Source organism: Pontiella desulfatans (genome assembly GCF_900890425.1).
GTDB lineage: Bacteria > Verrucomicrobiota > Kiritimatiellia > Kiritimatiellales > Pontiellaceae > Pontiella > Pontiella desulfatans.
In genome coordinates this window covers 1,150,474-1,175,817 of record NZ_CAAHFG010000001.1, presented here as the reverse complement: position 1 = coordinate 1,175,817, position 25,344 = coordinate 1,150,474, and the positions used below count along the sequence as shown (strand labels likewise).

17 protein-coding genes are annotated in these 25,344 nt (G+C 56.6%); 3 read left to right on the top strand and 14 right to left on the bottom strand.

The features are described from left to right. Nucleotides 1-39: 39 nt before the first annotated feature. The 8 genes from E9954_RS04520 to E9954_RS04485 are packed head-to-tail and all read right to left on the bottom strand — an operon-like array spanning nt 40 to nt 12,922. Complete coding sequence (locus tag E9954_RS04520) at nt 40-1,791, bottom strand: DUF3604 domain-containing protein (protein ID WP_136078033.1); 1,752 nt, start codon at nt 1,789-1,791, stop codon at nt 40-42. A gap of 2 nt (nt 1,792-1,793) precedes the next feature. Beyond that, nucleotides 1,794-4,190 (bottom strand): right-handed parallel beta-helix repeat-containing protein, encoded by a 2,397-nt coding sequence (locus E9954_RS04515; RefSeq protein WP_168441964.1) that lies wholly within the window; start codon nt 4,188-4,190, stop codon nt 1,794-1,796. Nucleotides 4,191-4,243: 53 nt separating this feature from the next. Further along, a complete protein-coding gene (locus E9954_RS04510) occupies nt 4,244-5,254 on the bottom strand; it encodes a uroporphyrinogen decarboxylase family protein (RefSeq protein ID WP_168441963.1) in 1,011 nt (336 codons plus the stop codon). Nucleotides 5,255-5,256: 2 nt separating this feature from the next. Then, complete coding sequence (locus tag E9954_RS04505) at nt 5,257-6,612, bottom strand: Gfo/Idh/MocA family protein (RefSeq protein WP_136078030.1); 1,356 nt, start codon at nt 6,610-6,612, stop codon at nt 5,257-5,259. A gap of 31 nt (nt 6,613-6,643) precedes the next feature. Continuing rightward, a complete protein-coding gene (locus E9954_RS04500) occupies nt 6,644-8,527 on the bottom strand; it encodes a metallophosphoesterase family protein (protein WP_136078029.1) in 1,884 nt (627 codons plus the stop codon). A 20-nt stretch (nt 8,528-8,547) separates the two neighbouring features. Continuing rightward, nucleotides 8,548-9,999 carry an arylsulfatase gene (locus E9954_RS04495; RefSeq protein WP_136078028.1) on the bottom strand — a complete coding sequence of 484 codons (1,452 nt, stop codon included), beginning with the start codon at nt 9,997-9,999 and terminating at the stop codon, nt 8,548-8,550. Between the two features lie 9 nt (nt 10,000-10,008). Beyond that, nucleotides 10,009-11,391: a Gfo/Idh/MocA family protein gene (locus E9954_RS04490; RefSeq protein ID WP_136078027.1), complete on the bottom strand. Its 1,383-nt coding sequence runs from the start codon at nt 11,389-11,391 to the stop codon at nt 10,009-10,011. Between the two features lie 31 nt (nt 11,392-11,422). Continuing rightward, nucleotides 11,423-12,922: a sulfatase gene (locus E9954_RS04485; RefSeq protein ID WP_136078026.1), complete on the bottom strand. Its 1,500-nt coding sequence runs from the start codon at nt 12,920-12,922 to the stop codon at nt 11,423-11,425. Nucleotides 12,923-13,101: 179 nt separating this feature from the next. Between E9954_RS04485 and E9954_RS04480 the strand changes: the two genes are divergently transcribed. The 3 genes from E9954_RS04480 to E9954_RS04470 are packed head-to-tail and all read left to right on the top strand — an operon-like array spanning nt 13,102 to nt 16,871. Next, nucleotides 13,102-13,812, top strand: a complete 711-nt coding sequence (locus tag E9954_RS04480; RefSeq protein ID WP_136078025.1) for a 3-keto-disaccharide hydrolase — start codon at nt 13,102-13,104, stop codon at nt 13,810-13,812. Between the two features lie 10 nt (nt 13,813-13,822). Next, a complete protein-coding gene (locus tag E9954_RS04475; protein WP_136078024.1) occupies nt 13,823-15,358 on the top strand; it encodes a sulfatase family protein in 1,536 nt (511 codons plus the stop codon). A gap of 1 nt (nt 15,359) precedes the next feature. After that, on the top strand, nt 15,360-16,871 hold the full coding sequence (locus E9954_RS04470) for a sulfatase family protein (protein WP_222847052.1): 1,512 nt from the start codon (nt 15,360-15,362) through the stop codon (nt 16,869-16,871). A 212-nt stretch (nt 16,872-17,083) separates the two neighbouring features. Here E9954_RS04470 and E9954_RS04465 read toward each other — a convergent pair whose 3' ends face one another. From E9954_RS04465 to E9954_RS04440, 6 genes are all read right to left on the bottom strand, one after another. After that, nucleotides 17,084-18,538, bottom strand: a complete 1,455-nt coding sequence (locus tag E9954_RS04465) for an arylsulfatase (protein WP_136078023.1) — start codon at nt 18,536-18,538, stop codon at nt 17,084-17,086. A gap of 155 nt (nt 18,539-18,693) precedes the next feature. Next, nucleotides 18,694-20,172, bottom strand: coding sequence for a sulfatase (locus tag E9954_RS04460; RefSeq protein WP_136078022.1), 1,479 nt, complete (start codon nt 20,170-20,172; stop codon nt 18,694-18,696). Nucleotides 20,173-20,288: 116 nt separating this feature from the next. Further along, complete coding sequence (locus tag E9954_RS04455) at nt 20,289-21,620, bottom strand: sulfatase (protein WP_136078021.1); 1,332 nt, start codon at nt 21,618-21,620, stop codon at nt 20,289-20,291. Nucleotides 21,621-21,649: 29 nt separating this feature from the next. Then, nucleotides 21,650-23,083 carry a glycosyl hydrolase family 95 catalytic domain-containing protein gene (locus E9954_RS04450; RefSeq protein ID WP_136078020.1) on the bottom strand — a complete coding sequence of 478 codons (1,434 nt, stop codon included), beginning with the start codon at nt 23,081-23,083 and terminating at the stop codon, nt 21,650-21,652. Continuing rightward, the gene (locus E9954_RS04445) at nt 22,981-23,703 is read right to left on the bottom strand and encodes a hypothetical protein (RefSeq protein WP_136078019.1); all 723 of its coding nucleotides are present in this window, start codon (nt 23,701-23,703) and stop codon (nt 22,981-22,983) included. Before E9954_RS04445 ends, E9954_RS04450 begins: the two co-directional genes overlap by 103 nt. A 116-nt stretch (nt 23,704-23,819) precedes the next feature. Next, nucleotides 23,820-25,310: an arylsulfatase gene (locus E9954_RS04440; protein ID WP_222847051.1), complete on the bottom strand. Its 1,491-nt coding sequence runs from the start codon at nt 25,308-25,310 to the stop codon at nt 23,820-23,822. Nucleotides 25,311-25,344 lie beyond the last annotated feature (34 nt).

Sequence of the window (25,344 nt, the reverse complement as noted above, 5' to 3'; positions counted from 1 at the left end):
AAACAAATTTTCATGCCGTTCCCATCCAACCCTTCCGCACTATCTCGCGGTCACGAATATCGGCGAGGCGTAAACCAGGGCACCGTTGGCCTGCCTGGCGCGCAGATAGAAAAAAGTGCTTTCTTCAACCATGCCCAAATCGACCGTTGTATCGATATCGAGCGCGCCGTCCGGAATCTCCGTCGCAATGGCGCGGCCGTTTTTGGTCACGATTTCAAGGACATCGAGCGGCGCTTCCGCCGACAGCTTGATACGGGCGGAAAGCTTCCGGGGTTTTTCCAGCTCCAACTCATCGCCCTGCATGGCCGAATCGATTTCGAACAGCACAATGGCGCGCGTATCCCAGCAGGCCCAGGTATGGCGGTCATGCAATGCGTTGTAGATTTCCTGGCGGTCGCGGCGTTTCGTCCACATGCCGGCATAGATGCGTCCGCTGTTCCGGGTCACGCAGGGCCAGCCCTTATGGTTGTCGGTGCCGCCGACGAAGCCGAGCTTGTGCCCCATCGCTAAAGCAACCAGGGCGCTTGAACCATTGTTATGGCCATCGGTTCGCCAGCTCTCCGGCGAATCCTCACGTTCGTAGTTCCCGCGCGTCTGCATGATTTCGATGCTGCGGAGATATTCATCCATCGGCTCGCCCCACGGATATGCGCTGAAGGCATGCTTTCCATTCTTGATCCGACCACGGGAATTGGTGTGGTGGGGAATGGCCACAAAATCCTTATACGGTATTTTTTCGATGTATGTCTCCGGCTCCTTGGGATACGGGAAGTTGTCCGGATTCAGCGGATGGTCCGGGTCGGTGAAGTAAAAGTTGACGTGCCCCTTGGCGCTGGAGCGTTCCCATCCATAGACCGTGGCAAAGCGACCGGGTTCGTTGAAACGGTCGCAGGCCTTCACCGTCTCCGCCCACTTGTCGTCTTCGGGCGCGTGGTCGGTTGGAATGGAAAAGTCGTTGTTGAAATAGTCGCGTGCGGCGGCCAGCCCCTCATCAATGCCCCGGGTGGCATCGCTGGAAAGATCCGTATGCCAGTGCATGTCGCCAAAAGCAGCGATTCGGCCGCGGGAGGCTTCCGGCCAGATTGGATTGGACACAACATTACCCATCGTGCTTTTTGCGGTGAGCCGCACGACGTTAAGGTCGGGAACGTCCAGACAGACCTGCTCCGCAGATTGAACCTCCCCTTCCCAGAGCTGCTCTTCACCCAAACACACAGCCACGGACAAGGGTGTGCTGAATTGAGCCGGATAGCCCAGCGCATCGACCGGCAGCAGCACCACGCGGACACGCCCGTCACTTTGCAGGCCGGGCCGCGCAATGATTTGCAATCCATTCGCCGGCCCCGGATGCATTGTGAGCCCCACCAGCCCCTGCTCTTCGTTGTTGGCAGCCAGCCCTAAAACAGTCGTTACGCCGCTAAAGCGCGACCCCATCGCCGTAATCGCGAAGCGGAATGCATCGCCAGCCTTGACATCCGTGCCGATTCGAAACGCCGCAAGGGTGTCCTCGCTGCCTTTCAACAAGCTCTTAACCAGCTCGGCCTTGCCGTCCGCCGATTCAACTTTCCGCCACCGCATATTGTAATGCACACGGCGAAGATCCAGTTCGACCGGAGCGGCATAGTATTTTGGAGCCGTCCACTGCACGACCCACCGGCTCGGAGCCTCATCCGTGATGCGTGCATGCGGATCTTCGACCACGCCCACGTTCGATGCACCGGCCAAGCCGGCAAAAGCCGCAACGAAAAACATCGGATTGAAAATCTTCTTCCCCGGTCTATTGAAATGCATCCCTACTCCTTGGCCTTCTCTTCCGACCAACCGATCCCCCCTGTCTTGGAGACATCAATGAATTCCACATTGAACCAGACTCTGGAAGCGGGGCGCGGATCGCCGCTGATGGTTTTCACGACGGGTTTTTCGCGGAAGCGTTTCAGATTGGGCTTGAGCGGCCAACTCGCACGCTCCGGACTTGGATAACACCCGATTTCATCCACCGGAATCGCCTTGAACCCAAGCGCCCACGCCGGGGAATCCTCCTTCAGTTCAAACCGCCGGTTGTTGATATCCACGAATCCGGGATCGCCGAAAACGGAACCATCCTCCATGCCGAAGTCCAGCCACTGCTCCCAGCTCAACGCCTTCTTGTCGGCCAACACCACGCCCATGGGCGCATCCGGTTTTTGCAGGTTGTAAAACAGGTTGTTTGAAAAGTAGGCCTTGCGCCTTCCCCAGAATTCAGGCCGGGCAAAGCGATAGGGAATGGTGGCGCCCTTCATGGAAGAGACCATGATATTGTTCCGGGTAATGTTGTTCCTGAAAATGGTCTTCTCTCCGGGACCTCTGGCCCTGGCCTTGGCTTTGGCGGCTTCGCTTTTTGGCGCAATGGGCGAAAATTCCGAAGGGAAGCCCATCGGGTTGTAGACAATGTTGTTTTCGAACAGGACATTGTTGCCGCCGTGAACCATAATCCCGCTGCGGCCGGCATTGACGATGATGTTGCCCTGCACTTTCACATTGGAGGTGTAGTCGTCGAGGTATACTCCATAGGTCATGAAGGTGTCCGGCCGGAGCTGGCCCGCCATGAAACCATAGCCCGGAACATCGAAAATGCGATTGAATCGAATGATGTCGCCGCCGAGATATCTATTGCGGTGCACCGAGCGGATGGCACCCATATCCTTGGTCTCCAGCACCACATTGTGGATGTCGTTGAATTCCATCACATTCTCCATGCCCTTGAAGAAGATCGCGCAGCGCGGCAGGTCGTGGATGGTGTTTTTCCGGGCCACGTTGCGCTCACCCAGCAGGTTGATGCCGGGGCAGTCCTTGGCGTAGAGGCCAATGTCATGGATGTGGTTGTTCTCGGCCAGGTTGTCCGAACCCAGCAGCACGATTCCTTCGCAGCCGGTCTCCCAGATATCGCAGCCCACCACCTGGCAGCTTTTTCCCGGATCATTGGACCAAAGCGACTGGCCACCCGCGCCCGCGCCAACCGTTGCATAGCCCGTTGCCTCTTTGACCCGGGGGGTCCCGACCTCTTCATAGGCCGACGTGATCCCTCCGATATTCACGCCCACGTTGCCCGCGTTGGTGATCCTGCAATTCACCACGCGGCAATGCCTTGCCCCGGTCATCCGGATCGCGTCCTGCCACGCACATTCGATCGTGAACCCCTTAAGCGTGATGAAGGAAACCGGCGCCATCGGCACATCGCTCCGCGGGCAATCCTCGAGCTGCCCCTGGTAGGTTATGCTTAGACCCTTGTGCGGATAAGGAATGGTTCCCTTCAACTCGATTACATGATCCATCACGGGCACGATCACCTGCCCGGCTTCAATCTGCCCGGCGGGCGGATAGAAATATAAATCGCCCTTTTTATAGTCCAGGAACCACTCGCCCGGCGCATCGAGGGCATCCAACACATTTTGAACAAAGAAGCGGTTCATTTTTTCGATGGGCTTGCGGATCGGGCGGAAGCCAACGGTGTTTTCCTCCCGGTTCACATTCCAGACCGGTGTGATGGCAAAATACCAGCCGCCATAGGGCGACACGATTTCGGCCTGCGAAACATCGCCCCAATCACCCCACGGAATATCGCCTTCGGTATAAAGCAGTTGGCGGCACCCCTCTTTCGCCTGCTCCGGCGTATAGAGATAGCCGCCCGTGCGCGGGTGCTTCGGGTCACGATTCGGATGCCGCGCAAGAACCTGGCGCTTTGCGGTCGCCTTTTTGGAGGTTGCGCTTTTATAGAACAGCTGATGGAACCGGAGCCTGCCCAGCCCCTGTTCCTTAAGGTTGGTTTTGTAAATCCCGTCTTTCCATTTTTCCCAGCCGGAAACCACCCTGCCCCCGCGAAGGACCACCTCCTCGTTGTCCGCGGCGCGATAGGTGATGGGATAGATGAAGCTGCCGCTGTCTTCCGGCGACAAAATCAGAGGCTTCTCCAGATAATAGACTCCGCCCCCGACAACCACTTCGAGCGGACTGGGCTGGTCGCTCGCCTGCCGTTCCCGCGCAAGCTCCTTCGCCTTGTGCAACGTTGCCACCGGCTGGGTTTCCGTGCCGGGATTTCCATCGTGGCCATCCACGGCCACATGGATCCGGTTTGGCACTGAACCCTCCGCCCAAACAGCACCACCCGCAAAGGCCAGTATGGCAGTTAAAACCACAAACCTACGATTCATCATTTTTTCTACGCCTTTCCAATCGTTACCCAAGGCAGGGATATCTTTCTTATACGTCATCGGATCACCCGGTCTGCCATTGCGCGAAAATGGCGCATGTTGGCGTTGGAGGTGCCCGGCGTGATTTCACAACCGGCCGAAACAATGCAGCGGCCCAGTGCCTGCGAGTGGCTTTCGCATGAGACCGCGGTAATCTGCTCCGGAGTGCCATCCTGAATATCGGCGACCGGATCGCTCTTCCCACAGAAAACCTGGCCGGGGGCAAGAAGCCTGGCGGCATCGGCCATCGTTGGCACCAGATGATCAATGTCGATGATATCCGCTCCAGTCCGGATCATGTCAGGCAGCAGCGCCGATGTGTTGCCGCAAATATGGAGCTTGGCCAGGGCACCCAGTGCATGGATATGATCCACCATCCGCTTTTCCCGTTCAAAGGCGAGGGATCGATAGAGGCCGGGGCCGATCTGGGAGCAGAAGGCGTCGCCGATGCCGATGCAGTGTGCGCCCGCGTTTACCTGTGCGGTGATGAAAGGCAGGGCGCTCTCGACAATCACATCGAAGGCCGCGGCGACTATGTCGGGATCATCCATCATATCCATTGCCGCGGGCGTCAATCCACGAATGTCCGCATATTCCGCAACAGGCCCCTCCACCCAACCCACGATAAAGAGACGATCGCCGACCTGTTCCTTGAAGGTCTCGATTTCTTTCACGCGACCCACCAGGCGGGCGTGGTCTTCCACCCGGTAGGGTTGCAGGCCAGGCACAGCTTCCTGACTGGCGAGGTGTCCACCCGTATCCTTGGGCAGGTCGTTCTCAGGATACTCGACTTCGATGCCAAAGGCCGATGCCTCTGCATAGGGATCGGACATGACCGTGACCCAGTCGAGGTCGAAATCATCCGCGCAGGCAATCATCGCGTGGCATTTTTCGCGGGGATCCAGGCAGAACGATTTGTACGGCACGGCGGCATACTGCGCGGCCCAGCGCATGATGATCGGATGAAACGGCGGACGATCCACGGGTTCGTTGCGGATAAATCGAAGGGTTCGTTCGAGACCATTCATCGTTAAAGGCTCCATCCTTGCCGATAGTCGGTTTCAACATACCGATTTGCTTCGTCGTTATTGGTGACCCGCATGTTTTCGGCATCCCACCGAATCAACCCGTTCACGCGCTTGGCAAGATTGCCAAGCAGGCAGATTTCGGTGATGCGTGCGCCATATTCAAAATCGGTTCCTGCCTTCTCCTGCCCCTTGCAGGCCTTGGTCCAGTTGAGCACGTGGTCGCCTTCCTCGATTCGTGGAATCGTCTTGGGCGGGCGGTTGGGCATGAACTCGCGCATTTTTTGTTCTGGAATCAACCGCGGGCTCGATGCCGTGTAGTCGGACATCAGCATGCCCTTGCTGCCCTTGAACAGAATTCCGCCCTGCTCGCCCCCGAACAGGCGCCCGTCTTCGAGCTCCGGAGGACGCGGCGGCCGAAGCCCTTCATACCAGGTCAACTTCACCGGTGGCCGCCCCTCGCGGGCGGGGAAACGAAAGGTCACGATCGAGGTCAGCGGATGCGTGTCCGGGTTCAACCCGGTCGAGGTTGCCTCGACGCTCTCGGGCATGCCGAGCTGTAGCGCCCACATGATCGGGTCGATCGTATGTACGCCGCGATCTCCCATCATGCCGGTGCCGAAATCCCACCATGCACGCCAGGAGGCGGGATGGTAAACGCTGTGGTAGGGGCGCATTGCCGCAGGGCCAATCCATGCATCCCAGTCCAGCCCATCCGGAACCGGCGGGGTTTCCGCCGGGCGACGCGGGAACGCGGGCGACCATTTTTTATGCCCGAAGGGATAGTAGGACAGGGTGCTCCAGGCTTCGACCTCGCGAACCTCGCCGATGGCGCCTGCGGCGATCCATTCGTTGAGCAGCCGCGGCCCCTCCATGGCATGCCGCTGGATACCCAGCTGGGTGGCGACGCCGGTCCCTTTGGCCACCTGGGCCACTCGCCGCGCTTCGTGGATCTCGCGCGTCAGCGGCTTTTCGCAATAGACATGTTTTCCGGCCTGCATGGCCGCAACGGAGATCACGGCATGCGTATGATCCGGAGTGCCGATCATGACCGCATCGATATCCTTCTGCTTGTCGAGCATCTCGCGGTAGTCCGCATAGCGCGCCGCCTTGGGGAATTTTTTGAGCAGGCGCGCCGCATAGGCATGATCCACATCGCACAACGCCACAATGTTGCTGTGCGATGCAGCCGACCGGATAATTCTTCCGCCCTGCCCGCCGACGCCGATTCCAGCGATATTGAGCCGGTCGCTGGGCGCGGTGTGGTTCGTCCCGCCCAGCACATGGCGCGGAACAATTTGGAAAAGACCCGTTGCGACCGATGCCGCCATAAACTTGCGCCTGCTATTTGGAAGTTTCATGAAACCACCCCTCTTTTTACCAACCTGCCGATTACATGGCCTTGTGGATCGGTTCAATCTCAACCACTTCCGGGTCGTTCAGTTGCCGGGCTTCCAAGCCCCGGAGGATCTTGCCATCGACCTCAACCGTGTAGGTTCCCTTCTTGAACACCTTGGGCTGGAACGTGTCGCCGTTGATGCGCAGGGCATAGACCCACTCGCCGGTGCCTTCATCAATGACTTTGACAACCGGATTCTTCGCCCCCTTGATTTTCAGGGTGGGCAAATGGGCGACCGCCTTGCGTCCATAGTTGTCGGTTTGGTCGATGGTGATGGGCCAACCGGGATAGGGCTTGTTCGCGGGATCGGAAATGTCGGTATTGCGCGGCCAGCATTCCATCGTGATTTTGCGGGTCTTCTTGTTGAAGCGCACCAGGCCAAAGCCGGCCGCGCGGGTCGTAAGCTTGTCGCCGCCGTTCGGTTCCTTGGACGGGTTGGCCACGGCGTGGCAGGTGACGTGGTTGCCAAACGTGTCGAGGTGCTCGCCGAAGATCGGATCCTGCCCCGGCTTGCGGTTTCCGCCGGGTTCCTCCGGCTCCCACCAGCGCAGGTAGAGGTTGGCGATGGAAGGCACGCAGAAGGAATAGTTGGCATCGCCGAATTCCTCGACGCCATGCTGGAATACGGTGGCCAGATGCTGATCCCCGGCATAGTGGAAGGCATGGGCCTTGCGCAGCGCCTTGACCGCATTGTTGCGCCCGGTCTGCGGCCAGCCATTGGAGTCGAGATCGCCATAGAGGCGCCCGCCCACCTTTCCATGGATATGCGCGCCGCCGCAGAAAATGGTTTGCGACAAGGCGACCTTGAAGTCCGCCCCGTCCCAGTCCTGCCCCCATGCATCGAGGAACTTCAGTTGGCGTTCGCCGAGCAGCGACAGACCGGGTTTGTCGATCTTCTTCACATCGAAGTCCGGCGTCTTGACATGGTCGGCTCGATCCTGCCGCGTTCCCACTCCGGCGCCGGCGCCCAGCGGCCCCGTCTTAAACTTGCGGTCTTCAAGAATCGCAAAGCTGATGCGCCCCCAGCTGAGGTCGGTGTAGTAGACGCCGATCCCCTGCCCGATCGGGGTGGGATCGTATGGATCCGGCAGGTTGGCCGTCTGCGCGCGTTCGACTTCAATGACATATTCAGCGGCCATCCGGTAGCCGCCATCTGCCGCGCCGAACGCGGTTGAAACCTTGCCGCCTTCGCCCCACATGTTCGGCTGGCCCACATCGTGGTCATCGGGGATGGAAACGGTTGGGCGGTCTTTCAGGATCTCGGAAAAATCGAGGCAGAATTTCAGCCAATACTCATAATGCTTGGTATGGTCGTAGACCTGGTCGCCGGAAAAAAACAGCAGGTCGGCATTGGCCTTCTTGACATTATCGACCAGATCCTGGCGGGAAATATCCCCGCCATGAATATCCTTGATCGAATTGCCGGTAAAGCCCGCCACGACGATCTCTTCCTTGTCGACCGGATTCCTGCGGATGGTTCCTTCGAAAAAGGCATCCTTTCCATGCGCAACGCGGTAGCGGACATCCCGGGTGTCGTCCCAGTCCACTACCCGGAAGAGCGCCGTCCAGCTCCGATCCTTGCTCGCGTTTCCATATTCGTTTTCGCAAACCTTGACCCGCTGGATTTCCTCCCAGCCCGTTGGCTCCTTTATTTCCAAACGCACATCGCGCGGTTCGCCCGGCTTGAGCGGAAAGAGCTGCGCGTTCAACTTGAGCGTATTACCATGAACCGTGTAGAGCGCCGCCGCGATCACCTGGTCGCGCGGAACATCGAGCTCGACCGCCCGTTTCGTTGCTTTGTTTTTCTTCGGCGCCGCCTGCGCCCCACACGCCATCCCGACAACCAATGCCATCATGGCCCAAACCATTCTTCTCATATCCATCCCCTATTCAATAACTAATCACGGTAGTTGCCAAACCGGAACCGTTCGAGCTCCGGCTGGTCGCGTTCCCGTAGGATGATCGACTCGATTTTTCCCACGATTTCCGGATGCTGGGCGGCCACATTGATGGCCTCCGAAAGATCGGCCTTCAGGTTGTACAGTTCCAGCGGGGCATCCGGGTTTTTCGCAACCCCTTTCCTGATGCCTTTCCAGTCGCCCATGCGCACGGCGATTTGACCTTTGTAGCCAGCGAAATCCCAGAGCAGGAAATCATGCTTCTTCTGCTTCCCGCCCTTGCCGAACAGTTCGGGGAGAATGCTGATGCCGTCGGTGTTTTCCGGCACTTCCGCCCCGGCCACTTCCGCCAGCGTGGCGAGCATGTCGTAGTGGATGCCGATGTGGTCGGAGACGGCATTCTTCGGGATCCGCCCCGGCCAGCGGGCGATGAACGGTTCGCGTACCCCGCCCTCGTAGACGGAGCCCTTCAATCCTCGCAGTTCGCCGACGCTGTCGAAGAATTCGTAGTCCACCTGATCAAGAAAGGTCGCGCCATTGTCGGAGGTGAATATGACGAGGGTGTTGTCATCGATCCCCAGCTCTTTCAGCTGCGCAAAGAGGCGCCCCACCTGCTTGTCCATGAAGGAAATCATGGCGGCATAGCAGGCGCGCGGCGTCGGATGCGGCAGATACCGCTTGCCCGTGTATGGCGTTTCCTCCCACTCCCCGAGATAGGCGTCGATGTCGGCCTGCGGCGCCTGGAGCGCGAGGTGCGGAAGAACCGTCGGATAATAGACGAAGAAGGGCTGCTCGTGGTTCTCTTCGACAAACTCCAGCATTTCATCGGCAATCCGTTGCGGGCCGTAGGTTTCGCCGGTGAGGCCGCGCGTGTTGCCTTCGAGGAACTCGGGCTTGCCGTCGTTGTCCAAATATTTTGGATAGAGGTTGTGCGCATGGCGCTGGCAGTTGAAGCCGTAGAAACGGTCGAAGCCTTTCTTGAGCGGATCGCCGGTGGTTCCCGCCGCGCCAAGCCCCCACTTGCCGAAGCAGCCGGTCTTGTATCCCCTGGCCTTAAGGATTTCCGCAATGGTGGTTTCCTCGGCGGCCAAGGGCGTCTGGCCGCCATAGATCGTCGCGCCGTTCAGTTGATACTCGTGCTCCTTGATTTCGCCGTTGTTGCGGATGTAGGCATGGCCGCCGTGCTTGCCGGTCATCAGGTTGCACCGGGCGGGGCCGCAGACCGGCGCGCCGGTGTAGAACTGCGTAAAGCGCATGCCTTCCTCCGCCATTTGGTCGAGATGCGGCGTGCGGATTTTTGTCTGCCCATAGCTGCCGAGCTCCTTCCAACCGAGGTCGTCGGCCATCACCAGGACAATGTTTGGAAGGCTCGGCCCCTTGGTGCCGGCAAGAGCCGGAGCCGCCGCGAGGGCGGCGGCCGCGGAAACGATAAAGTTGCGGCGGTTTTTCATCCAACCGCCCTAGCTTCCAACCACGGGCAGTTTGGACGGATCGACGTTCACGATGCCCAACGGCGCGTTGCTTTTCCAATTGCCGCGGGTAAAGTCCGGCACGTCGACTGTGCGGCCATTTTTGGCGACAGAATCGATGCTCAGCGGGAAAATGCTGCTCCATGCGGCGGCGTCGTAGACATCCTGGTCGAGCGACATGCCGTGCTTGAGGCAGTAGATCAAGCGGTAGTCCATGATGAAGTCCATGCCGCCGTGCCCGCCGACCTTGCGGGCGATTTCGCCCATGGTGCGGCAGAGCGGATGCTCGTACTTTTCCTCCAGCTCTTTCATTTGATCCTCGTTGAACCAGGGGTGCCGTTTCGCCTTCCCGCCCCGGTCAATGAAGATCCGGGGTTCTGGATATTTGCGCGCGACGCCTTTGCTGCCCTGCAGCAGATGGATGCGGCTGTAAGGGCGCGGCGTGCTGACATCGTGCTGCAGCATGATCGTCTCGCCCCGGGCGCATTTGATGGTGGTGGTGTTCATGTCGCCGCGATAGTGCTCGAGGTTGGCATATTTATCCTTGCCGTGCGCCCTCGACCATTCCGAGAAGGCCGCTTCCTGGCTGGACATCGAAACCAGATGCGAGAAGCGGTTGCCCCGGTTGATCTCCATGCACTGCGATATCGGCCCCAGCCCGTGGGTCGGATAGAGGTTTCCGTTTTTTGTGTTGTTCTGGTTGAAGCGCCATTGGCCCTGATATCCATTTTTTTCGTTCGTGATAAGATGGCACAAGGCATGAATGTACGCGCCTTCCGCATGGGTCAGCTCGCCAAAAAGCCCCTGCCGCACCATGTTGAGCGTCTGCATTTCGAAAAAGTCGTAGCAGGTGTTTTCGAGCATCATGCAGTGCTTGCCGGTTTTCTCGGAGGTTTCCACCAGCTCCCAGCATTCGTCCAATGTCGTGGCGGCGGGCACCTCGGTGGCGGCGTGCTTTCCGTTCTTCATGGCATGGACCGCCATCGGCGTGTGCCAGCGCCACGGCGTCGCGATGTAGACCAGATCGAGATCGAGCGCCACCAGTTCCTTCCAAATCTCCTCGGAACCAAAATAAGCCTTCGCCGCGGGACGTCCCGCTTTTTCCAGAGTTTGCTGTGAAAGATTCACCTCCGCCTCTCCCAAGTCGCACAGCGCAACGATTTCCACATCCTGGATGTTCGCGAGCCGCTTGACCGCGCCCTTGCCACGCGATCCCACGCCAATGATGCCCACGCGAACCTTTTCCAGCGGGAGTGCCCCGTAGCCGCACATGTTTCGGCGACCCTTGCCAAACAAACCTGCTGTTCCAACCATGGGGGCAGACATGGCCGCAACGGCGGATGAGATCATAAAATTCTTTCGGCTAGTATTCATTGTTCCATCTCCTTGTATCTCCAAGTTCCATTCAGGGTTGTTTCTTTTTTCGCTGTTGATTCTTCAGGAATTTCTGTTTGTCGAAAGCCGGAGGAACCTTCTCCAGATAGGCTTTCACATCGGTCTTCGCCACGCGCCGCCGTTGATCGAGCAACGCCCGCATTTCTTTTAGCTTGGCGGCATATTCCGGATTGTCGGCAAGGTTGGTGAATTCGCCGGGATCCTTTTCATGGTTGTAGAGTTCGGTACCGCTCTTTCCGTCGTGCCAGACGATTAGGCGGAAGCGATCGTTGCGCACGGTTTCCCCGCCCTTGCTGTTGAGGGTGTATGCCGCGGTTTTATTCCACGAACCCCGCTCCGGATCCTTGAGCAGGTTCTGCATCGACTCTCCCGGCAAGTCGGCAGGTGCCTCAATGCCGCAAAGATCGGTGAGGGTCGGAAACAAGTCGATATGCTCCGCAATGCGGTCGCAGCCCTTTCCGTGCGCATCCGCCAGCCATGGAACAGAAACGATGAAGGGAACGCGGGAGGAATTTTCGAACAGGGACTGCTTTTGCCACATGTGGTGCTCGCCCAGGTGGTAGCCGTGGTCGGAGGTGAAAACGACGATGGTGTCGTCGTGCAAACCCAACCGCTCCAGCTCGTCCAACAGGCGCCCGACCTGGGCATCCATGTAGGAAATGGAGGCATAGTAGGCGCGAAGCGCCTTGAGCTGCTGCTCTTCGGACATGCCATACTTGACTTCGTTGACATCGAACTGGTGCGCTTCGGGGATATCCGCGAGATCGTTTTCCGGAACCTGTTGCAGCTCGATGCCGTCCAGCAGGTAGGGTTCGAAAAATTCCGGCGGCGCGACCAACGGGACGTGCGGCCGCACAAAGCCCACCGCCAGAAAAAACGGCTTGTCCCCATGCTCCCTGAGTAGCCCAATGGCCTGGGTGGCCGCCTTGCCATCGGCCAGTTCCAACGCACCCGCTTCGGTCTCGACCACCTTGAACGCCATGCCGGAACTCTTCATCTTCGGGGTAAGGTGCTCGTATTTCCCCGGCTGGTTTTGTTCAAGATCCTTGATATTGACCGCCACATCCCACGATGCGGCATGATCCGCTCCGGCTCCGCCCCTGGCGATGTCGCCGGGAATGCCCATGTGATAAACCTTGCTGACCCGTGCGACAAACCAGCCCTCCCGACGGAACGGCTCGGTCATGCTGGTGACGGACGGGTCCTGAAACAGTGTTTTTGAATCGCGGTTGCTGTAGCAGTCCAGATCCCCCGGGTAGCGTCCTGTCATGAGCGACGCGCGGGAGGGGCCGCAGACCGGGTTCATGCAATACACGTTGTCGAAGCGCACGCCGCGCGCCGCGATCCGGTCAATGTTCGGGGTTTTGCATTGAGGATGTCCATAGCAACCCAGCGCCGCAGTCAGGTCGTCGGAAATAATGAACAGAATATTGGGTTTATCGACATCTGCCCCGCATACGGATAGCGCAACAAAAACCATGGCTGCTGCATAGCGAATGTTTCTTTTCATAGACTGTGCTCCCTTCCGGATGAAGCGACATGGAAATACTATATCCCACAATAATTCCACGAGACTACAGCAATCATGCACACAGCGTCTTGTACAGACCAAGCATGGTAGTGTAATATATTACGTTCAACCATGGCTTAGCCATTCCAAGAACATCAACCAAATAACGAAGGTGGAATATGAAAACAGTGTGGATTCTGGGAATAATGGCCGTTGCAACTGCTTCGGTGGCGGATATCGGGGAGTTGATGGAGCAGGCAGCAAACGACAAAGGCTACGCTCCCTTGTTCGCGAAGGATCTGTCCAACGCGCAACTGACCGAAAAGATGTGGCAGTTCAAAGGCGACATTCTCCAGCCGACACCGGAACGGGTCACCAAACCACTACCTCCGAAAACGGGGAAGAAAAAACCCCGGCACCCGCGCGATATCTGGAGCACAAAACGCTACTCGAATTTTATCATCGATCTCGAATTTAAAAATGCAAAGGACACAAATAGCGGAATATTTATCCGCTGTGGTGATATTGCAAACTGGCTCCAAACCACCATGGAAGTGCAGATTATGCAGGAGGATGGAAAAACGCCGCGTAATTCCATCGGTTCCATCTATGACTGCAAAGCCGCCGACGCTAAACCCAAACTCAACCCCGTTGGCGAATGGAACCACTATACCGTCATTGCCAATGATAACTGGATCCATGTGGTGCTGAACGGGAAACTGATTAACTCCATGGACCTGAACCTGTGGACGGAGGTCGGGAAAAATCCGGACGGCAGTACGAATAAATTTAAAACCGCCTACACGGATATGCCCCGCGAGGGCCACGTCGGGCTCCAGTACCACGGTCAGCCGGTCTGGTTCCGCAATGTTCGTATCAAAACATTGTAAGGGAAAAGACATGAGCAAGAAATCTAACGGAATCGCCATCATTTTGGTGATGGCATTCGCGACCGCGGCCATGGCCGCGGAAAAACCAAATATTCTTTTCATTTTTTCAGACGACCATGCAGTCAAGTCGATCAGCGCCTATGGCCTCAACGAGATCACCCAGCTCGCCCCCACCCCGAACATAGACCGGATTGCCGAAGGCGGAGCGCTATTTGAAAACAATTTTTGCGCCAACAGCATCTGTGCACCCAGCCGCGCCTGTGTGCTGACCGGAAAGCACAGCCACATCAACGGCCAGCGCGGCAATAGGGATACCTTCGACGGCACGCAGCAAACCTTCCCCAAGCTCCTGCAGCAGGCGGGATACTCCACCGCCATTTTCGGCAAGTGGCACCTAAAATCGGACCCGACCGGCTTCAACCAATGGAACGTTTTGGAAGGACAGGGAACCTACTATGCCCCCGATTTCCTGACCGCCAACGGCACCCAGGAAACCACCGGCTATTCCACTGAAATCGTCACGGATTTGGCCATGGACTACCTCAAGAAGAACAAGGATTCGGACAAACCGTTTATGGTGATGTGCCAATACAAAGCCCCGCATCGTAACTGGATGCCGGCACCAGCCTACCTGAATAAGTTCGACGATGTAACGTTCCCCGAGCCGGATACCCTGTTCGACGACTATACCGGTCGAACCCGCTCCGCTTCCGAACATAAAATGGGCATTGATGAACACATGAGCATGTTCTACGACCTCAAAGTGGCGGAGCAGCCTGGCCGGTATAATAAGGCGATGACTCTGTTCATGAAACGCATGACGCCTGAAGAACGCACGGCCTGGGATGCCGCGTATGATCCGAAGAACAAAAAGTTTATTGAATCCAACCTGAGCGGCAAGGCGTTGGTTCGCTGGAAATACCAACGCTACATCAAAGACTACCTCCGATGCGTCGCCGCGGTGGACGACAACATTGGGCGGCTGCTCGACTACCTGAAAAAAAACGGACTCGAAGAAAACACCATCGTGGTCTACAGCTCCGATCAGGGTTTCTATCTCGGTGAGCACGGCTGGTTCGATAAGCGATGGATGTACGAGGAGTCGCTCCGCCAGCCGCTGGCGATGCGCTGGCCGGGCGTAATCAACCCCGGAACCCGGATCCGTCAGCTGACCCAGAACATTGACATTGCTCCCACATTCATCGAAGCGGCAGGCCAGAAAATTCCTGAAGAGATCCAGGGAGAAAGCCTGCTTCCCTTGTTTCAGGAGTCCTCTCCACAATGGCGCGACGCCATCTACTACCAGTACTACGACGGCGGCGGTCACGGCGTGGCCCGACACTATGGGGTGCGCGACGACCGCTATAAACTGATCCACCTCTACGACACGGACGACTGGGAACTTTTCGACCTCCAGAACGATCCGAACGAAATGAACAGCGAATACAATAATCCCGAATACAGCATGACCGTGGAACGCATGAAGAAAAAACTCGCGGCATTGCAGACTCAATACAAAACGCCTCCCCCCGAAGAAGGAAAATAAAATGATGAAAAAGGCCATCCAACGCGCGACCATTCGTTTCCTGATCTTGTTTTCAGCAACCGTGATGGCCGCGCAACCCCCCAACATCATCGTCATCCTTGCGGACGACATGGGCATGGACTCGGTATCCGCCTTCAATGACCAGCTCGGTTTTAAAACGCCGCATATCGATGCCTTCGTAAAAGAAGGCATGGTATTTACCGACGGGCACTCCGGCTCGGCGGTATGCTCCCCGACGCGCTATGGCCTGCTTACGGGGCGCTACGCATGGCGTTCCCGGCTCAAGAAGACCATCGTGGTCAACTGGGAAGCGCTGCTCATCGAAAAAGATCGCCTCACCATCGCTTCGATGCTCAAGACCGAAGGCTACGATACCGCGGCCATCGGCAAATGGCACCTGGGCTGGAGCTGGCCGTTTAAACACGGCAAGGCCAACCACACGGCAAGAGCTAAAACCATGGCCCAGTGGGCCCGCGATGGAATCGACTGGAAAGCTCCGGTCGGCGGTGGCCCCACCAGTTGCGGCTTTGATTATTATTTTGGTGACGATGTCATCAACAAACCACCGCGAGTCTATATTGAAAACGACCGGGTGCTGGGCACCCCGGATCCCAAGAACGACTGGTATACCTCCGACAGCGACTGGAAGGTCGATGAGGTGCTCCCGACCATCACCGAAAAAGCGGTTGCCTACATCGAGGAAAAGGCCAAAATGGACGCACCGTTTTTTCTCTATTTCCCCATGACCTCCCCGCACGGCCCGATTGCCCCTTCCGATGCGTTTAAGGGCAAAAGCGGGATCTCCCCCTATATCGACTTTGTGATCGAAACCGACCATCGGATCGGCCAGGTGATCGACGCCGTGGATCGCAGCGGCATTACTGAAAACACCCTGATCCTCTTCAGCGCCGATAATGGCACCTCGCTCAAGTTTCCCCGCGAAGACGGCTCCTTGGAAAAAGGCATCAACTTCAACACCCATGTGCGTGGCGGGAAATCGGATATCTGGGAAGGTGGACACAAAGTTCCCTTCGTCGCTCGCTGGCCGAAAACAGTAGCCGCCGGCTCACAAAACAACACCCCGGTCTGCCTGACCGACCTCATGGCAACTGCCGCTGATCTCGTTGGATTCGATCTGCCGGACAGCGCGGCGGTAGACAGCGTTAGTCTATTGCCCGCTCTACAGGGAAAACCATTCGTTCGCGGCTCGATCATCAACCACTCGATCTCCGGAAAATTCGCCATTCGCGACGGCCGGTGGAAGCTGGCCTTCTGCCCGGGGTCCGGCGGTTGGTCGTCCCCCACCGACGATGAGGCCGTCGAACTCAACCTCCCCGCATTACAACTTTACGACATGGTCAATGATCCAATGGAAACCACCAATATTGCCAACAGACATCCCGAAACCGTCCAGCAACTAACCAAGGAATTGCATAAAATAATCAGTCAGGGGCGCTCTACCGAGGGAGCGCCACAGAAGAACGCCGGAAAAACATGGCTCCCTGAGATTTAACAAAAAAGGTGAATATATAAAGTCGCTGCGCCAAATGGATACTGATTAGAATTATTTAAACGAAAAACAGGAGCATGAAATGAACAGGGTTGATCGTAGATTTTTTATAGGAGCAGGGGCGCATTGGTAACCCTCTCAGGTTGCGCAAACCAACACCACAGAACATCGCGCATACCAAAATAAATTATTTCATATCTCTCATTCCATTTCGTTTATACATCATCTTCGGGGAACATCAGCGGGCGCACCTCCGCCCACCACGCGTCATAGGCTTTCGCCATGCGTTCAACCACCTCGGGATGTTGGCCGGCGAGGTTGCTGCTTTCTGAAACGTCGTGTTCCAGATCGTACAACCCCCAGCCCTGCTCCGGCGTCAATGCATAATGTTTGTCAGCATCTTCGGTATAGATCGACTTGTAGCTTCCATCAGCAACGCCTCTTGCCTGTTTGCACTTGGCATGCCGGCACTTCGCGTCAGCGCAGCAACGGTTATTCACCAAATGGTATTTGCCCATCCGGACTGCGGCAAAATTATGGGCATGGGTATCCGCGGCGACTTTTCCCCAGCGGCCGACATTGGTAAAGAGCATGCGATCTGCGGGCCACGGCGCGGCGGGGTTGTTCAGGAGCGGAAGCAGGCTAAGCCCGTCGAGTTGCGACCGGTGTTTTTCCGTTAGCGGCGCTTTGCTGATTTCCGCCAGCGTGGGCAACACATCGATATGCGCGGTCAACGATCCAACATCCCGGGGCTTGAAGACGCCCGGCCACCGCCAGAAAGACATCGCGCGGGTTCCTCCGATCCAAGGGGTGGCCTTGCAGCCGCGCATCCCGGCATTCCATGCATCGACTCCCTTAGTGCCGCCGTTGTCGCTGATCAGCACGATCAGTGTTTCTTGATCGATTTTCAACTCCACCAGCTTCGCGAGAAGCAGTCCAATGTTTTGGTCGACATTGGCGACCTGCCCGAAAAACGCGGCCTGGGGATGGTCTTTGTACGGTTCAACATATTCTTCTGGAGCAATGTTCGGCGTGTGCGGCGCATAGGTGGGGATATAGCAGAAAAACTTCCCGTCCTTGTTCTTCTCGATGAACGCCATCGCCTCGGCGAAGAGAATGTCCTCCCGATAACCTTTGTATTTTTTCTCAACCCCGTCGCGCGAAAGCACCGGATCAAAATGGCTTTTCTGGACATCCCCCTTGGCATGGAGCGCCTCGTCGAATCCGCGGTTATTGGGTCGGTACGCGTCATCAAGACCGAGGTGCCACTTCCCAAAAATACCCGTCGCGTATCCGGCCGTTTTCAATGTCTGGGCAACGGTGGTCGATCGGGGATTCATTTCCCGCCACGGCTTGATCGTATGCGTGACGCCAGACTTGAATTCGTGCATGCCCGTCAAAAGGGCGCACCTCGTCGGAGCGCAGCAGGGGCTTACCTGAAAATCGGTAAAGCGAACACTCTCGTCATGGAGCCGGTCAAAGTTCGGCGTTTTCAGGATTGGATTGCCATGCCGGCCGACGTCGCCGTATCCTTGGTCATCGGTCAAAATGACGATGATGTTGGGTCGGGCATCCCGCCGCGCCCCGGCAGCCATCGCAATCATAAACACGGCCACCAATACGCCAAAGGGCTTGCTTGCATGCATCTGCATTTTTTTCATCGCGCTCATACAAAATCTCCATCGTTCATGCCATTCTACTTTTCCACGGTTATGAATATCGGCGAAGTATAAATTAACGCACCGTCTTACTTAGACGACAGATTGTTTTCCTGCAGTCTGGATGTTCATCACTGCTTCTCGCTGATCCGTTTCTGGTTATTCCGTTATTTCTCTTTCGCGAAGGCGGGGCGGGCCTTTTTCAGGTAGGCGTTGACATCGGTTTTCGCCGCGCGGCGACGTTCATCAAGCAAGCCGCGCATGGTTTCGAGTTGGGTGGCATATTCGGGATTGAGCGCGTGGTTGGTGAATTCACCGGGATCCTTTTTGAGATCGTAGAGCTCGATGCCGCTTTTACCGTCGTGCCAGACCGTGAGACGGAAGTCTTCACCGCGCAGGGATTCACCGCCCCAACTATTCAGCGTGTAGGCCGCGTTTTTAGTCCAGCCCTCCTGCCGGGGATCTTTCAGGAGGGTCTTCAAGGATTGTCCCGGCAGGTCGGCAGGGGTTTCAATCCCGCAGAGATCGGTCAGGGTCGGAAACAGATCGATGTGCTCGGCGATACGGTCGCAGCCTTGACCCTGGGCGTCCGCGAGCCAAGGAACGGAAACGATGAACGGAACACGGGTGGTGTTTTCGAACAACGTCTGTTTTTCCCACATGTGGTGTTCGCCAAGGAGGTAACCGTGGTCGGAGGTGAAAACGACGATGGTGTTGTCGTCCAAGCCCAGTTTATCCAGCTCGTCCAACAGGCGGCCGACCTGGGCATCCATGTAGGAAACGGAGGCGTAGTAGCCGCGAATGGCCTTGCGTTGCTGCTCTTCGGACATGCCGTATTTGACTTCGTTGACATCAAAGTGATGCGCTTCGGGAATATCGTCGAGATCGTTGTCCGGCACCTTCAGAAGCTCGATGCTTTCCAGTGGATAGGGTTCGAAAAATTCCGGTGGCGCTACAAGCGGGACATGCGGACGCACAAGGCCCACCGCGAGGAAAAAGGGCTGATCTTTGTGCTCTCTGATCAAATCGATGGCTTGGGTTACCGCCTTGCCATCCGCGAGCTCCAATGCGCCCGCTTCGGTCTCGACCACCTTGAAGCCCATGCCGGAGCTCTTCATCCTCGGGGAGAGCAGCTCGTATTTCCCCGGCTGCTTTTGTTCCAGATCCTTGATATTGACCGCCACGTCCCACGACGCGGCATGATCCGCCCCGGCGGTGCCTCTCGTGATGTCGCCGGGAATACCCATATGGTAGACCTTGCTGACCCGTGCGGCAAACCAGCCTTGCTGCCGGAACGGTTCGGTCATACTGCCCAGTGAGGGGTCATCGAACACGCTTTTCGAGTCTTTGTTGCTATAGCAGTCCAGCTCTCCGGGATAGCGCCCCGTCATGATCGACACGCGGGAAGGTCCACACACCGGATTCATGCAGTGCATGTTGTCGAAGCGCACCCCGCGCTCCGCAATCCGATCGATGTTCGGAGTTTGGCAAACCTTGTTTTCATAACACGAAAGTGCCGACGCCGTAAGGTCGTCGGAGATGATAAACAGCACGTTGGGCTTTTCCGCGGACGCTCCCGACGCGAATAATACTCCACAGAATGCAACAACTAGAGCGCCTAAGCCCATGCGAGTGGTATTCTTCATAAACGATCCCCAGATTTTTCCAGCCTACCCTATTAGCCAAAGGTAGCAGGCGGGAGATGCCCCGTCTTGTATAAATAGATCGCACCGGTGTAGATTTCGCCATCTAACGTACGAAATCATCGGCGTTTTGGAATCACCGCGCCCATCTCTTGGAGCCAGCTTTCCAGCGCCTTCCGCATGATGGCAGTTCGTTCGGGTTGTTCCTTGGCTAGGTCGCTGGATTCGGCGAGATCTTCGTTCAGGTTGTAGAGTTCCCACGCATCGTTTTCATAAAGGTGGATCAGCTTGTAATCCCCGCGACGAATGACCGAACCGGGCTTGCCGCCGGAGTTTGCATAGTGCGGGTAGTGCCAAAAGAGGTCGCGTTCGGGAATCTTTCCGGCGCCTTCGAGGATGGGACGAAGGTCGACACCGTCGCCCGCTGGGGCTTCCAGTCCAGCGATACCGGCGAGAGTCGGCATGAAGTCGATGTGGTTAATCGGTATGTCGCTCACGCGTCCGCCTTTGACGCCCTTGCCGGCAAGGATGCAGGGCACCCGGATGCCGCCTTCGAAGACATGACCCTTCTTTTCCCGCAGCGCCTCACAGGTTTCATCAAAGACTCCGCCATTGTCGGAGGTGAAAACGATGAGGGTGTTTTGATCGATCTCCAGCTCTTTGAGTTTCGCGCGCACGGCCCCCACGAACTGATCCACGCCCTCGGTCATGGCGCAATAGTCCGCCTTCTTTTTGTCGTCAGGGAACCGTCGGTCATACTTGGCCTGCAACGCCTTGTTGCCACCAAAGGGCGTATGGACGGAATAGAACGGCATATAGAAGAAAAACGGCTCGTCCGCGTGTTGCTCGATAAAGGTCAAAGCGTTGCGTTGCAAGCAGTGCGTGATGTGTTCATCCGGATCGCCTTTCAACGCATCCGGATCTTTCAAATACGGAGGAAAGACCTTGCTGTGATGCCCCTCGTCCGTACCGCCGACCACCACGTCGAACCCTTGTTTTTCCGGAGAGTAATTTTCTCCTCCCAAATGCCATTTTCCCATGCTGGCGGTGGCATAGTCTCCAGCCTTAAAGACATCGGCGAGGGTGGTGAATTTTGGATCGAGCCCTGGCGGAAGATCGGCTTGCTCCATCGGCCTTTTCTTGTAGTTTTGCTTGGCCTTGTTACCGGGGAGATATTGCGTGATGCCATGTCGCGGCGGATAGAGCCCGGTCAGCATGCTTGCGCGGCTGGGGGAACAGTTGGGCGCCGGGGAATAGGCATTCGTGAAACGAACGCCGTCCGATGCCAGCCGGTCGATTTCGGGCGTATCGATAAAACCGCACCCATAGCTGCCAACGCCGGCCCAGCCCATGTCATCGACATAGAAAATAATCACGTTGGGTTTCCGCTCAACCGCCAAGACGGAACAGACAAAACCCGCACACAGAATAACACTCAACAATCTATTCATTTATTATTGGCCCTTACTTTTTTCGTCATCTAAAAATCAGCGAGAGATAACTCCGCGGATCCGCCGGGATCTACATGGACGATATGTTTTGCGTCGCCATAGGACACCGAGATTCTGCCCATCGAGTTTTTCCCGCCATGGATGATCGCGCGCTTGAGCTTTCCGCCGGCCCATTCGATATCCACGGTAAAGTCGCCCCTCGCCCGCACCCCCCGAACGCTACCGTCTTTCCAGTCCGCCGGAAGCGCAGGCAGTAGCTTGATCTCGTCGTTATGACTGTGCATCAGCATTTCGGCAATCGCGGCGGTCGAGCCAAAGTTACCATCGATCTGGAAGGGAGGATGCCGATCCCACAAGTTATCGAATGTTGACTTCCGCAGGATGGCCAACAGGTTTTCATAGGCGCGCTCCGCATCGGAAAAGCGAGCGAACATACCAATGGTCCACGCCCGGCTCCAGCCTGTTCCAGCTCCGCCGCTGGCAAGGCGAAACTCGATCGATTTCAGAACGGCGTCCCGCATCGCGGGATCACGATCGAGGTTGATCTGGTTTCCGGGATACGCGCCTATGACGTGCGACATATGCCGGTGACCAGGCTCAGGCTCACCGAATGGAAGACGCCATTCCTGCAGGCGCCCGTCCTCGCCGATTTGCGGGCGCTGAACCTTTGGTAGGGTCTCCTCAATCTTCTTCACAAACGGATCGGCCTCCTTCCCCAGCGCCTTCGCCGCTTCGAGATAATCGTTGAAGACCTGGAGGATCATATACTGGTCAAACGTATTTCCCGCCGAAAGCGCGGCTTTCCCCGTTGTCCCGTCTTCCTTACCATAGGAGAACCGGTTTTCCGGCGAGCAGCTGGGGCGCGATATAAGCTTCCCGGTCTCGGAGTCGGGAATGAGCCACGACTCGGCAAACGCGGTGGATGCGGTCAAGAGATCCCAGTTTTTTTCAAGGAACGCCTTGTCGCGGTTGAAGCGGTAATGCTCCAGAATATGGAAGGTCATCCATTGCCCGCCAAAGAAGGAACCGCCCCAATAGGCGCGCGGACTCATGATCCGGGCGTGGCCCCAGATATCGGTTGCGTGCCCCATGCACCAGCCCTTCATGCCCAACTTTTCGGCCATGGCCTTGCCGGTCGGCTGAAAGTAGCGGATGAGATCGAAAAACGGTTCGTGCATTTCGCCCAAGTGGGTTGTTTCGGCCGGCCAATAGTTCATTTGAATATTAATGTTCAAGTGATAGTCCGAACCCCAGGGCGCTTTTTCGTGCGGATTCCAAAGCCCCTGGAGGTTGGCCGGAAAGGTGCCGGGACGGGAGGAGGCCACCAGCAGGTAGCGCCCATACTGGAAATAGGTTTCGATCAGGTCGGGATCGTCGCGTTCGCCCTTCTTGATTCGCTTGAGCCGTTCCCGAGTGGGCAGCGCGAGCACGGCGTCCGGCGTTTTTCCGAAATCGACCGCCATGCGGCTGAAATAGTTTCGATGGTCTTCAATGGCAGACTTCTCGACCGCCAATCCACCGCGACATGTCCCGACTCGATGGCACGTTTCCAAACCGACTTTGTTGCCGCATAGGGCGAAGAACCATAAGACCAGATCAGCAGCGGAAGATCCCCCTTGATCCGTTGCGTTCCAAAGCTTCCCGCCTTGAGAAGGATCTTTCCTTGCTCGACAAAAAACTGGCAATAGACATCGCGAGATGCCATAGGAAGCAGCGCGATATATTTTGAGTCCTTGATCTTCAGCAGGATAAATTGCCCCTGTTGAATGAAATCATGATCTTTTCTGGTCAGGGATGGCTGATAGCTTTGCAGACTGCGGATCGAATCGAATGCCACCGCTTCCACTTTGTTCCCCTGCGATTTTCTGTCATCGACGTAAGGGCGATAATACGCTCCCTGCTCAAAAGTCGGCAGTTCTACTTCCCGCGACACAACAAATCCTTTTTCATCCGGCGCCGCATCAACGCCCTTTTCGACCACGAAATTTTCCAGCCGGTCCGTGATCGTGATGGGCTTCGCATGGACAGAAATCAGCCCGCCAAATGCAATAAACAGTACAACAGCTATCTTCTTCATCATCATCTTACCTTTCTCCTTCTTACGACTTATAGTCGTAGAATGCATATCGTGACCATACCCTGTTGCATAGCGCGAGATGACCGTTTCAACTTTTTACCTTTAGAGGAAAACTCTAACTGCTACTTCCCAACCGCATGATTGAAGTGCGGGAGGAGGCGAGAGACGAACTCGGGCATACTGCCAGCGCAGTTCTTCGTTTCGCCGGGATCCGCTGCTAGGTCGTAGAGCTCGTATTTGGGGCTCTTGTTCTTCGTAGGCCGAATCAATTTCCACTTACCGACACGAACAGCCTCTTTGCTACCCCATCGGTAATAGAGATACGGGGCGCGTGCCTGTTCTTTCCCGAGTAACTCCGAAAGGTAACTGATGCCGGTCGTAGTCGCCGAGGGGGTGGTGCCGGCTAATTCGCAGAGCGTCGGCATCACATCCGGGAACCCGCACTGGTGATCAGATATAGCGCCGGCCTTGATTTTGTCGGGCCAGCGGGCAATCAGGGGAACGCGCGTGCCACCTTCGTAGATACTGCGCTTATAACCGCGAAGGGCGCCCTGACTCTTGAAGAACTCAAGGCTCTGCCCGCCCTCGCCCGAGGGGCCGTTGTCACTGCTAAATATGACCAACGTGTTGTCATCGAGGTTCAGTTCCTTGATCAATGCCATGAGCCGACCGACGCTGCGGTCCATGCGACTGATCATGGCCGCGTAGGTTGCATGTGGATAGTCCTGAGCACAATAGCCTTTGTGATACTTGGTGCCGTAACCGGCGTCGCCCTTTCGACCGCCTCCGCCTTCAGGCTTCACCGTTTCAGTCCAGCCCAAGGACTTGTAGTAGGCGAGATCCGGATCATCGCTGGGCACGATCAATTCCGCGTGAGGAATGGCAAAAGGAATATAAAGGAAAAAGGGGCGATCTTTGTTATCACGAATGAACCATTCGGCTTCGGACGCAAAGAGATTGTGGGCGTGTTTGCCTTTTCCCTTTTTGTAGTAGCCGTTTTCGCGGACGTCGACGTTTTCCGGATACTCCACCTTTGTGGTGTTTCGCCAGAGAAACTCCGGATAGAAAAAATGCGCCATGCCTTGGGAATGAAAACCGAACCAATGATCAAAGCCCTTGTTGTTTGGACTTCCCGAATGATTCGGCGCACCGTCCAACCCCCATTTGCCGATCATACCTGTGCGATAACCCGCCCGCTGCATCAGTTGCGCGATGGTCGTATCGTTTTCTTTCAGCTGTTGTCCGCCGTTTCCTTTGATTCGACAGCGTCCCATGTGTTGCCCCAGCATTAGCGAGGCCCGTGACGGGGTACAGACCGTTTGCCCGGAATAATGATCCGTAAAGCGCATGCCTTCGGCGGCCAATTGATCGATATTCGGCGTCCGGATCTTCGTCTGGCCATAGCAACCCAAATCTCCATAACCTAAATCGTCCGCCAAAATGAACACGATATTGGGTTTTGCTTCAGCTAAGGGTACGGCTGCAGCAATGGCAAAAAAAACGCACAAGACAAGGCGTGGCATCTGTATAAAAACGCTCATTTGACTCAGCAGATCGCGTTCACATTCCGTTTTCGGGAATGGCGACAGTCTATTAGCATGTAATCGAATCATATAGTGTTACTCCGTAGAACATCGCCATCACGGG